Below are 12,585 nucleotides of genomic sequence, written 5' to 3' on the forward strand. Positions count from 1 at the left end.
ATTTATTATTTTTTATTGTCCTCTTGACGGGGAGCATACCAGAAATGATCTGAAAAGTATGGTTCCTTTTTGAAAAAGCGAGGGAGAAAGAAGAGACTTTCCCTGTGAAGTTTCTGATAAATATCAGGAAATCTTACACCGGCCCAGATACCATTTTTCAACCAGTCCGATCAGTGCGTATAGTAGCATGGCGATCACGCAGAGGATGCAGATGCTCATCAGCAGCCAGTCGAGCTTGAAGACCTGACTGCCGTAAATGATCATATAGCCAAGTCCTTCCCTGCCGCCGATAAATTCTCCGATGATCACGCCCACCAGACAGAGCCCGATATTGACCTTCATGGTGCTGATGATCGCCGGAATGCAGCTTGGGATCACGACTTTGGAGAGGGCGTGGAGCCGGTTTCCGTGGAGGGTGTAGATCAGCATGATCTTATCCGGGTCGACTTCGGAAAATTCAGAATAAAGATTCAGTATGCTCCCGAAGATTGCAACAGACATTCCGGCAATGATAATTGTTGTGCGGTTTGCGCCGAGCCAGACAATGAGAAGCGGAGCAAGCGCAGATTTTGGCAGACTGTTCAGGACGACCAGATAAGGCTCCAGGATTTCCGAAAGCTTCCGGAAGAGCCAGAGAAGGACGGTGACAAAAAGGCTGAAGAAGATTACCAGGATAAAACTGACCAGGGTTTCGTAAAGCGTCACTCCGATATGACGGAAAATACTGCCGTCACCGGTCATTTCGAGAAAACACAGGGCAATCCGGGAAGGACTGCTGAAAATGAAAGAGTCGATTAGCCCTGTATTTGCGGCAAATTCCCAAAGGAAGAGAAAGGCAAGCAGGATGGAGACTCTGGAAACAGCAATGATCCGTTTATGTCTGCGGTGCATATTCAGGTAATGCAGCTGGTTTTTTGAAAGTTCATTCATCCGGGTTCAGCTCCTTCCAGATCAGATTAAAATAAGTCTTAAATTCCGGGGCATTGCGGCGGGCAAGCGGGGAAAGTCCCGGATCAGAAAAGGAAACATTGACCGTCTGCCCAATGGTTGCCGGACGGCTTGTGAGAACAAGGATCCGGTCAGCAAGACTGACCGCTTCGGCAAGGTCATGGGTGACAAGGATCGCTGTTTTTTTCTCTTTTTTGATAATCTGCCCGATATCATCACTGACATTTAACCGGGTCTGATAATCCAAGGCAGAAAAGGGTTCATCCAAAAGCATGATATCCGGCTTCAGGACCAGCGTGCGGATCAGCGCGGCTCTCTGGCGCATTCCTCCGGAAAGTTCGGATGGTTTTGCATTTGCAAAGGCATTCAGGCCGTATTGTGTAAGAAGGGCTCTTGCCAGTGCGCGGGAACGGGCAGTCAGTGCATGCTGGATCTCGAGACCGAGAAGAACGTTCTGATAGATGGTACGCCACTCAAGAAGTTCATCCTTTTGCAGCATATATCCGATGCCGGAAGTATTGTCCGGATGATAGCTGCCGTTTATTTTGATGAGACCTTTTTCCGGGGTGAGAAGACCCGCAATCAGGTGGAGCAGTGTAGATTTTCCGCACCCGGAGGGACCGACCAGAGCAATAAATTCCCCTTCGCGGACCGAAAAGGTGATGTCTTTCAGGGCGTAGGTTTCTCCTTCCAGTGTATGGTAAGCATAATGAACGTTTTTCAGTTCCAGTGCATATTGCATGATAATCCTCCAGATACAGAAACGATCATAAGTCTTTTACTTACAGTTTATGAGAAATAAAAAAAAGCGTGTGTGCATCTGGCTGGAATGGAGCATAAAAAGAAAAACAGAGCAGAAAAGATATTGTGCGAAGAGAACAGCTGCACTATAATAAGAAACAAATCTGCAATATGAGGAGAGATGAACAGATGCAGAAAAAGAATTACCAGAAAGAACTGGATAAAAAGATAGAACTGATCGTATCGGAAAAGAAGGTTCCACGTCTGTTCCTTCACAGCTGTTGTGCACCATGCAGCAGTTATGTGCTGGAATATCTGTCGGAATATTTTGAGATTACGGTTTTTTATTACAATCCGAATATTTTTCCGGAGGCGGAATTTGAAAAGCGGATCCATGAGCAGGAAAAACTGATCCGGGAGCTTCCGGCGAAGCATACGATCCATTTTCAGGCGGGAAATTATGACAGTGAAAAATTTTACGAGATGGCGAAGGGACTGGAGATGATTCCGGAAGGTGGAGAGCGGTGCTTCAGGTGTTATGAGCTCAGACTCCGGGAAGCTGCGAGATTTGCAAAAGAAGGCAGATATGATTATTTCACCACAACCCTTTCCATCAGTCCGCTGAAAAATGCACAGAAGCTGAATGAGATTGGTGAGCGGCTTGCCGGGGAATATGGAGTGGCTTATCTGGTTTCAGATTTTAAAAAGAGAAATGGATATAAGCGTTCAACCGAGCTGTCAAAGATTTACGGACTTTACCGCCAGGACTATTGTGGCTGTATTTATTCCAAAAATCAGAGAGAACGGGAAAAGAAACTTCGGGAGGAAGAGGAAAGTTCTGTGAAAAGTTAAGAGGGGAACTTTACAGAATCCGACATTCTATGGTACACTAAAGCACAGAATTACGTTGAAGAAAAGAGGGAAAGCTATGGCACAGTTATGGGGAGGACGTTTTACGAAAGAAACCGACAAACTGGTTTATAATTTCAATGCGTCCATTTCATTTGATAAACGATTTTATGAGCAGGATATCCAGGGCAGCAAGGCGCATGTTATGATGCTTGCAAAGCAGGGGATTCTGACAGACGATGAGAAGCAGCAGATTCTGGATGGACTGGAAAGCATCCGCAGGGATGTAGAGAGCGGAAAGCTTGAGATTACAGAGGAATACGAAGATATCCACAGTTTTGTAGAGGCAAATCTGATCGACCGGATCGGGGATGCAGGAAAGAAGCTGCATACCGGAAGAAGCCGTAATGACCAGGTTGCACTGGATATGAAGCTTTATACAAGAAGTGAGATCACCGCACTGCAGGGACTGGTTGTGGATATGCTCCGCGAACTTCTTGCGATCATGAAGGACAGCACCGAGACGATCATGCCTGGATTTACCCATCTGCAGAAAGCGCAGCCGATCACACTGGCACACCATATGGGTGCTTATTTTGAAATGTTCAAAAGAGACCATATGCGTCTGAAAGATATTTACAAAAGAATGAATACCTGTCCGCTTGGATCCGGAGCACTTGCAGGAACTACTTATGATCTGGACAGAGCATACACCGCAGAGCTTCTCGGATTTGACGGACCGACACTGAACAGTATGGATTCGGTATCGGACCGTGATTATCTGATCGAGCTGATGAGTGCTCTATCTACGATTATGATGCATTTAAGCCGCTTCTCAGAAGAAGTGATCATCTGGAATTCCAATGAATACCAGTTTGTTGATATCGATGACAGCTACAGCACCGGAAGCAGTATCATGCCACAGAAGAAGAATCCGGATATTGCGGAACTTGTTCGTGGAAAGACAGGACGTGTATACGGTGCACTGACTTCGATCCTGACTACAATGAAAGGAATTCCGCTTGCTTACAATAAAGATATGCAGGAGGACAAAGAGCTGGTATTTGATGCCATCGATACCGTGAAAGGATGCCTGGCTTTATTTACCGGAATGCTCGCAACCATGAAGTTCAACAAAGAACGTATGCTGGAAAGCTGCAGACACGGATTTACCAATGCAACAGATGCAGCTGACTATCTGGTAAATCACGGGGTACCGTTCCGTGATGCACATGGAATTGTAGGAAAGCTGGTACTTTATTGCATTGATAAGAAGATTGCGTTAGATGATATGTCACTGGAAGAATATAAGGAGATATCTCCGGTATTTGAAGAAGATATTTATGATGCGATCAGCATGGAGACCTGTGTCAATAAGAGAAATACGATCGGTGCACCTGGACCGGAAGCTATGAAAAAGGTGATCGCGCTTCACGAAGCGTATCTGGAAGAGTGCTAATCGTTATAAGGAAAATGAGCATTGCTGGTCACAGGTACTGGGAACAGTAACATGAGCGTTAATAAGTAGACATAGTTTTTCAATTGTCAGGGTTGAAAAATGTCGGAAAATGCGCTATGATATACAAATCACGCGTACAAATGTACGCATCAAAAAGACAAAACAGGAAATGAGGACATAAAAATGGATCAGAAATTAAGAGTAGGTATTCTTGGTGCAACAGGAATGGTAGGACAGAGATTTATCTCTCTGCTGGAAAATCATCCGTGGTTTGAGGTAGTAACACTGGCTGCAAGCCCGCGTTCCGCAGGAAAGACATATGAAGAAGCAGTCGGAGACCGCTGGAAAATGGACACTCCGATGCCGGAAGCAGTCAAGAAGATCGTTGTACATAATGTCAACGAAGTAGAAGAAGTTGCAAAGACAGTTGACTTTGTATTCAGTGCAGTTGATATGTCAAAAGATGAGATCCGTGCGATCGAGGAAGCATACGCAAAGACAGAGACACCGGTTGTATCTAATAACAGTGCCCACAGATGGACACCGGATGTACCGATGGTAATCCCGGAAGTAAACCCGGAACATTTTGCAGTCATCGAAGACCAGAAAAAGCGTCTTGGAACTACAAGAGGATTTATCGCAGTAAAACCAAACTGTTCGATCCAGAGCTATGCGCCTTGCCTTGCAGCATGGAAAGAATTCGGACCGAAAGAACTGGTTGTTACAACCTACCAGGCAATTTCAGGTGCAGGAAAGACCTTTAAAGACTGGCCGGAAATGGTAGAAAATATCATTCCATTCATTGGTGGAGAAGAAGAAAAGAGCGAGCAGGAACCGCTTCGTGTTCTTGGCAGAGTTGAAAATGGACAGATCGTAAAAGCAGATTCTCCGAAGATCACATGCCAGTGTGTACGTGTACCGGTTCTTAACGGACATACCGCTGCCGTATTTATCAATTTTGAAAAGAAACCAACCAAAGAGCAGCTGATCGAAAAACTGGAAAGTTTCAAAGGCTTCCCGCAGGAAGCAGAGCTTCCGAGTGCACCGAAGCAGTTCATCCGCTATATGACAGAAGACAACCGTCCGCAGGTGAAACTGGATGTAGATTATGAGAACGGAATGGGAATTTCTATCGGACGACTCAGAGAAGATTCCCTTTACGATTATAAATTTATCGGACTTTCCCACAATACAGTCCGCGGTGCGGCAGGAGGAGCTGTTCTCTGTGCTGAGACTCTGACAGCAAAAGGATTTATCACAAAGAAATAGCTTTTGCAGGGAAGTTTAAAAGAAGTTAACTTTTCTTTCTTCTGATTCAGTGGTAGAATGAAATTATACCAGTGTAAAGGAAGATTGAAGGTGGTTAATATGAAAAAAGAAATGCAGAACTATACACAGAACAGAGAACTGTCCTGGCTGAAGTTCAATCAGAGGGTACTGGAGGAAGCAAAAGATTCTTCAGTACCCCTTCTTGAAAGAATGAAGTTTGTATCCATTTTTACAAGCAACCTGGACGAATTTTTTATGATCCGCGTAGGAAGCCTGTATGATATGTCGCTTACGGATAACAGCACGATCGACAGCCGTTCGGGGATGAATCCGAAAGAGCAGCTGGATGCAATCTTTGCGGCTGTAGCACCATTGTATAAAGAGAGGGACAAGACCTACTCAGAGATCAAGAAGCTGCTGAATCCATACGGTGTCTGTGGACTATCGATAAAAGAACTGGAGCAGCAGGAAAAGAAGTATGTGAAAAAGTACTTCAAAGACCAGATTCTTCCGATCCTGTCTCCACAGATCGTGGATGCCAATCATCCGTTTCCACATCTGCTCAATAAGGAACTGTATGTGATCGCGAGTCTGAAGCAGAATGGAACTTCCATGATCGGAATCGTACCGGTTCCACAGTTTGTGTCAGATATCTTATATCTTCCGGGCCATGACATCCGTTATATCCGTATGGAAAAGGTGATCATGGAATATCTGGATGTAGTGTTCGACAAATACGAGGTATCGAACAAGAATTATATCTGTGTGACAAGGAATGCAGATGTGTCGCCGGACGATGAGGCATTGGAGATCAATGATGATTTCCGCCTGCTGATGCAGGAAACCCTTCACAAGCGCCGCAGAATGGCAGTGGTCCGTATGGAGACAGCGGAGCCGCTGGATAAGGAACTGGAAAAGTATTTCTGTGACAAATTTAAGATCACACCGGCACAGATCTACCGGACCAAGATGCCGATGAAGCTGGATTATATTTTCTCGATTATGGATAAGGTTCCGGCATCGCTGAAACGTTCTCTGGTCGACGAACCGTTTACTCCGCAGCCGTCCCGCTATCTGACGGATGGAAAAGTGATTCCGCAGGTAAAGAAAAAAGATATTCTTCTTTCTTATCCGTATGAGAGTATGGATCCGTTTCTGCGTATGATCAAGGAAGCAGCTTATGATCCGACCGTTCTTACAATCAGGATCACAATCTATCGTCTGGCAAAGAAAGCCCGTCTGGTAGAGTACTTATGTGCAGCGGCCGAGAACGGCAAAGAGGTTACGGTTTTGATCGAGCTGAGAGCCAGATTCGATGAGCAGAACAATATTGACTGGTCCGAGCGGCTGGAAGAAGCAGGATGCCGTGTGATTTATGGATTTGAAGGTTATAAGGTGCATTCCAAGATCTGCCTGATCACTTACCGGAACCGCAACAATATCGAATACATTACGCAGGTGGGAACCGGAAATTACAATGAAAAGACGGCAACCATGTACACCGATGTATCGCTGATCACAGCGGATAAGGGAATCGGAGAGGATGCAGCTGTCTTCTTCAAGAATATGTCCATTGGCAACCTCAATGGAAGCTATCAGCACATTATTGTTTCACCGACCAGTCTGAAACCAAAGGTGCTTTCGCTGATGGACGAGGAGATCAAAAAGGGAACGAACGGACGGATCATCATGAAGATGAATTCTGTGACGGATGTAGATTTTATCCAGAAGGTTTCCGAGGCATCAAATGCAGGGGTGAAGGTGGATCTGATCGTTCGTGGGATCTGCTGTATTCTTCCGGGAGTCAAAGGGTACACAGAAAATCTCCGTGTGACCAGTATTGTCGGACGTTATCTTGAGCATCCGCGTATTTTCCTTTTTGGAACCGGAGCGGATCAGAAAATCTATATCGGTTCCGCAGATATGATGACGCGTAATACGGAAAAACGCGTGGAAGTGGCATGTCCGGTTTACGATGAAACTATCAGGAAACAGCTGACACATATGCTGAAGATCATGCTTGCGGACAATGTAAAAGCGCGGGAATTAAAGAGTGACGGCAAATACTACATGAAAGAAAAAGGAACTTCAAAAGTCAATTCCCAGGAATATTTTATGCGTGAAGCAATCACCGTCAGACATCCGGAAGGACGGACAAAACAAAGCTTCGTTGATAAAATCCGGAAGATTTTTCGAAGAAAATAATTTGTTTTATGTTCTGAATATGATATGATAAAAAAGTGGAGCTGGTATCAGCTTCACTTTTTAAACGCTGTGAGAGTTGCTATAGCGTGAAAATACAGGAGTACAAAATTATTATATGGGTAAATCGGTATATATTGCAGAAAAGCCGAGTGTGGCACAGGAATTTGCCAAGGCACTGCATTTGAATTTGAAAAGAAAAGACGGATATCTGGAATCAGATGAGGCGATCGTAACCTGGTGTGTTGGTCATCTTGTCACGATGAGTTATCCGGAAGTATATGATGAAAAGTATAAGAGATGGTCTTTGCAGACACTGCCATTCATTCCGCAGGAATTTCTCTATGAGGTGATACCGGGAGTAAAGAAGCAGTTTGAGATCGTAAAAGGAATACTGACCAGGAAGGACGTAGACCGGATTTATGTCTGTACCGACTCGGGAAGAGAAGGAGAATACATTTACCGTCTGGTGGAACAGATGGCAGGCGTAAAAGGGAAAGAACGCCGGCGTGTGTGGATCGATTCTCAGACGGAGGAAGAGATCCTCAGAGGAATCCGTGAGGCGAAGGATCTGTCAGAATACGATAATCTGTCAGCTTCGGCTTATCTCCGTGCGAAGGAAGATTATCTGATGGGAATCAACTTTTCCAGACTTCTGACACTCAAATATGGAAACAGCATTTCAAATTATCTTGGGAATAAATACACGGTTGTATCTGTCGGACGTGTGATGACCTGTGTCCTTGGAATGGTCGTAAGGCGGGAACGGGAGATCCGTGAATTTGTTAAAACGCCGTTCTATCGTGTGATCGAATCGGTAAATGTAGACGGACATACTTTTACCGGTGAGTGGCGTGCAGTGAAAGGTTCGGCTTATTTTGAGTCTCCAAAGCTCTACAAAGAGAATGGATTTAAAGAGAAAGAGGAGGCCAAAAAGCTGATAACTGTTTTGAAAGAGGGAACATCCCCTCTTACCTGCCGGATTGTATCCATCGAAAAGAAAAAAGAGAAAAAGAATCCGCCACTTCTGTTTAACCTTGCAGAACTTCAGAACGAATGCTCCAAACGGTTCAAGATCAGTCCGGATGAAACGCTCCGCATTGTGCAGGAGCTTTACGAGAAGAAGCTTGTCACCTATCCGAGAACAGACGCCAGAGTGCTTTCGACGGCAGTATCAAAGGAGATCACAAAGAACTTGAACGGGCTGAGTAAATACCAGATGGCTGCACCATATATGCAGGATATTCTGCATTACGGAGCATATAAAAATCTGGCAAAGACGCGTTATGTCAATGACAAGCAGATCACGGATCATTATGCGATCATCCCGACAGGACAGGGACTTTCCGCATTGAATTCGGTATCTGCAATAGCTCATCATGTGTATGATGTGATCGTCCGGAGGTTTCTGAGTATATTTTATCCTCCGGCAGTTTATCAGAAAGTGGCGTTGGTAACACAGATCGGAAAAGAACAGTTTTTCTCCAACTTCCGTATACTTGCGGAAGAAGGATATCTGAAGGTGGCAGGGGTCCCTGCCCCAAAGAAAAATGCAAATGGAAATGACGCGGAAGGAGATGGAAGTGATAACAATGTGGATTTGGATGCCGCATTTTTTGCATCCATCCAGAAGTTAAAAAAAGGTGATATCCTGGATGTGAAATCACTGGATATCAAAGAGGGAGAAACTTCACCGCCGAAGAGATACAATTCCGGTTCCATGATCCTTGCGATGGAAAATGCAGGTCAGCTGATCGAGGATGAGGAACTTCGTGCGCAGATCAAAGGAAGCGGGATCGGAACCAGTGCGACCAGGGCGGAGATCCTGAAAAAGCTCTTCAATATCAAATATCTGGCACTGAATAAAAAGACGCAGGTGATCACACCGACGCTTCTTGGAGAAATGATCTATGATGTGGTGTTGAATTCTATCCGTTCACTTCTGAATCCGGAGCTGACGGCAAGCTGGGAAAAGGGGCTTAACTATGTGGCAGAGGGAGAAATTACATCGGATGAATATATGACAAAACTGGATCATTTTATTGTCAGCAGAACCAACGGGGTACTGGGACTGAATAACCAGTATCAGTTAAGAAGCTGCTATGACAGAGCAGCAGTATTTTATAAAAAAGAAACCAAAGGCAGAGCATCGAAAGGAAAGAAAGAATGAAAGAAATGACGGTTAAAGAAATGTATACGCTGGAAGAGACGATCGCAAAGGATTTGTTTGAAGGAGTGACCTACCCGTGGGAAGTACTTCCGAAAATCAGCAGTTTTATCCTGGAACTGGGTGCGTCTCTTCCGGAAGAAGAGTATGAAAAACGTGGAGAAAATGTGTGGGTTGCCAGATCTGCAAAGGTTGCACCGACTGCATTTATCGGCGGTCCGGCGATCATCGGAAAGGACGCAGAGGTAAGACACTGTGCGTTTATCCGTGGAAATGCGATCGTAGGAGAAGGGGCAGTTGTCGGAAATTCTACCGAGCTGAAAAATGTGGTCCTCTTCAATAAAGTACAGGTTCCACATTATAATTATGTGGGAGATTCAATCCTTGGATACAAGTCACATATGGGAGCAGGTTCTATCACATCTAATGTGAAATCCGATAAAAAACTGGTGGTTGTAAAGACGCCGGAAGGAAATATCGAGACCGGTATGAAAAAGTTCGGCGCGATGCTGGGTGACCATGTAGAAGTTGGATGTGGAACCATTCTGAACCCGGGAAGTGTAGTAGGACCGCATACCAATATTTATCCACTTTCTTCGGTTAGAGGATTTGTGCCGGGAGGAAGTATTTACAAATGTGCAGGTGAAGTGGTTGAAATGAGACAGGAGTAATGACGGATGAAGCTTACAATACTTGGAACGGGAAATGCAACAGTAACGGAATGCTATAATACATGTTTTGCCCTCTCGGATGGAAACAGGCATTTTCTGGTGGATACCGGCGGCGGAAACCGTATTTTAAAGGTGTTAAAAGACACCGGGATCCAGCTGGAAGACATTCACGATATTTTTATTACCCATGAACATATCGATCATCTTCTGGGCGTGATCTGGCTGATACGGATGATCGGGCAGAAGAAGATCGGCCAGGGAAAATATGAGGGGAATCTGCGGATCTACTGCCATGAAGAGCTGGCAAGATCAATCCGCATGATCGCAGAACTTACGATCCAGAAAAAGGTGACGAAATATTTTGATGACCGGATTCTTTTTGTGCCGGTGCATCACGGAGAGACAAAGGAAATCCTTGGCTGTCCGGTCACCTTTTTCGATATTTTTTCCACGAAGGCAAAGCAGTTCGGATTTACGATGCTGCTTCCGAACGGAGTGAAGTTTACCTGCTGCGGTGACGAACCGTACAATGAGAAAGATTATGAATTTGTGAAAGGCAGCGACTGGCTGACCCATGAGGCGTTCTGCCTGTATGGAGAAGCAGATAAGTTCAAGCCTTATGAAAAGCACCACAGTACTGTGAAAGAAGCATGTCAGCTTGCCGAGGAGCTTCAGATTCCGCATCTGATCCTGTATCATACGGAAGAGATGCATCTTAAGGAGAGGAAAGAGCTTTATACGCAGGAAGGACGGGAGTACTATCACGGGAAGTTGTTTGTGCCGGATGATCTTGAGGTGTTTGAGCTTTAGATTGTAGGACGGGCGGTCTGCGGGAAAATAGAAGACGGACGCGCTTTTAATAAAATAAACCGGACAGATTTAGTTGTGCAGGGCATTCCGATGAGCCTCCGAATGCGAAAATTATGTCAGCAATAGCTTCCGAGAAGAAGTGTTCTGGTTGTGGGGGAAGGGGGAGATGTGGTATGATGGGGGAGTCAGAAGCTTTGGGGATCTGGGCGAGAAAGGTTTTCGGGAGGGGTTCGGTTTCTTCTCCGGGGAAGGTGAGACGTGTGGATCTGATTTAAAAATGTAGTTGACAAACCAGAACATATGTACTAATATAAAACCAGAACAAACATTCGTTCGATGGCGAGCGTGGGCGAAGAATCTGGGATAAGGAGATTAATGATGGCGAATAACACAATGAATGATGAGAATAAAAAGAAAGCATTAGACGCAGCAATTGCAAAGCTTGAGAAAGATTTTGGTAAGGGAGCAGTTATGAAGCTGGGTGATCCGGCGGCACAGGTGCATGTTGAGACGGTTCCGACCGGTTCTCTGAGTCTGGATCTGGCACTTGGTGTTGGCGGCGTTCCGAAAGGACGTATTATTGAAATTTATGGACCTGAATCAAGTGGTAAGACGACAGTTGCATTACATATGATCGCAGAAGTACAGAAAAGAGGCGGCATTGCGGGATTTATCGATGCAGAGCATGCACTGGATCCGGTATATGCGAAGAATATCGGTGTAGATATTGATGAACTTTACATTTCACAGCCAGACAGCGGAGATCAGGCATTGGAGATCACTGAGACAATGGTACGTTCCGGTGCGATTGACATTATCGTAGTCGATTCTGTTGCAGCACTTGTTCCGAAGCAGGAGATTGAGGGTGATATGGGTGATACACATGTAGGTCTGCAGGCAAGACTGATGTCACAGGCACTCAGAAAGCTGACACCGGTTATCAGTAAATCAAACTGTGTTGTAATCTTTATCAACCAGCTGCGTGAGAAGGTTGGCGTTATGTTTGGTAATCCGGAGACAACAACGGGTGGACGGGCACTGAAGTTCTATTCATCTGTCCGTATGGATGTCCGCAGAACTGAGACTCTGAAGCAGGGCGGAGAGATGGTTGGTAACCATGTCCGCGTGAAGATCGTGAAGAATAAAATTGCACCTCCGTTCAAGGAAGCAGAATTTGATATCATGTTCGGAAAAGGAATTTCCAGAGAAGGAGATATCCTGGATCTTGCGACGAAGATTGATCTGGTCAATAAGAGTGGTGCATGGTATGCATACAACGGAGAAAAGATCGGTCAGGGACGTGAGAATGCAAAGTCTTATCTGACAGCACATCCGGAGATTATGGAAGAGATTGAAGAAAAAGTCCGTGCGCATTACGGAATCGGTGCAGAAGGGCAGGAAGCAGAAGAACCGGCACAGGCTGCTCCGGCAGATGCTGAAGAAGTGATGGATGAGGAAGAATAAAACAT

10 protein-coding genes are annotated in these 12,585 nt (G+C 45.3%); 8 read left to right on the forward strand and 2 right to left on the reverse strand.

Features of this window, described 5'->3' with window-relative positions:
* Positions 1-123: 123 nt before the first annotated feature.
* Together PG766_RS14080 and PG766_RS14085 are read right to left on the reverse strand one after the other, a co-directional pair.
* Positions 124-930, reverse strand: a complete 807-nt coding sequence (locus PG766_RS14080; RefSeq protein WP_118199533.1) for an ABC transporter permease — start codon at positions 928-930, stop codon at positions 124-126.
* Complete coding sequence (locus PG766_RS14085; RefSeq protein ID WP_055156588.1) at positions 923-1,690, reverse strand: ABC transporter ATP-binding protein; 768 nt, start codon at positions 1,688-1,690, stop codon at positions 923-925. The genes PG766_RS14080 and PG766_RS14085 overlap by 8 nt, the downstream gene beginning before the upstream one ends.
* A 188-nt stretch (positions 1,691-1,878) precedes the next feature.
* On the opposite strand from PG766_RS14085, the gene PG766_RS14090 reads away from it, so the two are divergent.
* From PG766_RS14090 to recA, 8 genes are all read left to right on the forward strand, one after another.
* The gene (locus PG766_RS14090; RefSeq protein ID WP_022220122.1) at positions 1,879-2,541 is read left to right on the forward strand and encodes an epoxyqueuosine reductase QueH; all 663 of its coding nucleotides are present in this window, start codon (positions 1,879-1,881) and stop codon (positions 2,539-2,541) included.
* A gap of 76 nt (positions 2,542-2,617) precedes the next feature.
* The gene (argH, locus tag PG766_RS14095; RefSeq protein WP_118199532.1) at positions 2,618-3,997 is read left to right on the forward strand and encodes an argininosuccinate lyase; all 1,380 of its coding nucleotides are present in this window, start codon (positions 2,618-2,620) and stop codon (positions 3,995-3,997) included.
* Positions 3,998-4,180: 183 nt separating this feature from the next.
* The gene (gene asd / locus PG766_RS14100) at positions 4,181-5,266 is read left to right on the forward strand and encodes an aspartate-semialdehyde dehydrogenase (protein ID WP_008372310.1); all 1,086 of its coding nucleotides are present in this window, start codon (positions 4,181-4,183) and stop codon (positions 5,264-5,266) included.
* 99 nt (positions 5,267-5,365) lie between these two features.
* The gene (gene ppk1, locus PG766_RS14105) at positions 5,366-7,471 is read left to right on the forward strand and encodes a polyphosphate kinase 1 (protein ID WP_118199531.1); all 2,106 of its coding nucleotides are present in this window, start codon (positions 5,366-5,368) and stop codon (positions 7,469-7,471) included.
* A 115-nt stretch (positions 7,472-7,586) separates the two neighbouring features.
* Positions 7,587-9,638, forward strand: a complete 2,052-nt coding sequence (locus PG766_RS14110) for a DNA topoisomerase (protein ID WP_118199530.1) — start codon at positions 7,587-7,589, stop codon at positions 9,636-9,638.
* Positions 9,635-10,306: an acyltransferase gene (locus PG766_RS14115; protein ID WP_008372303.1), complete on the forward strand. Its 672-nt coding sequence runs from the start codon at positions 9,635-9,637 to the stop codon at positions 10,304-10,306. The genes PG766_RS14110 and PG766_RS14115 overlap by 4 nt, the downstream gene beginning before the upstream one ends.
* Before the next feature lie 6 nt (positions 10,307-10,312).
* Positions 10,313-11,116 carry an MBL fold metallo-hydrolase gene (locus tag PG766_RS14120; RefSeq protein ID WP_117823905.1) on the forward strand — a complete coding sequence of 268 codons (804 nt, stop codon included), beginning with the start codon at positions 10,313-10,315 and terminating at the stop codon, positions 11,114-11,116.
* A gap of 393 nt (positions 11,117-11,509) precedes the next feature.
* Positions 11,510-12,580 (forward strand): recombinase RecA, encoded by a 1,071-nt coding sequence (gene recA, locus PG766_RS14125; RefSeq protein ID WP_044999002.1) that lies wholly within the window; start codon positions 11,510-11,512, stop codon positions 12,578-12,580.
* The last annotated feature ends 5 nt before the right edge of the window (positions 12,581-12,585 follow it).

Origin of the sequence: Coprococcus sp. LG101-27, from assembly GCF_027695515.1 — a bacterium.
Taxonomy (GTDB): domain Bacteria; phylum Bacillota; class Clostridia; order Lachnospirales; family Lachnospiraceae; genus Allocoprococcus; species Allocoprococcus comes.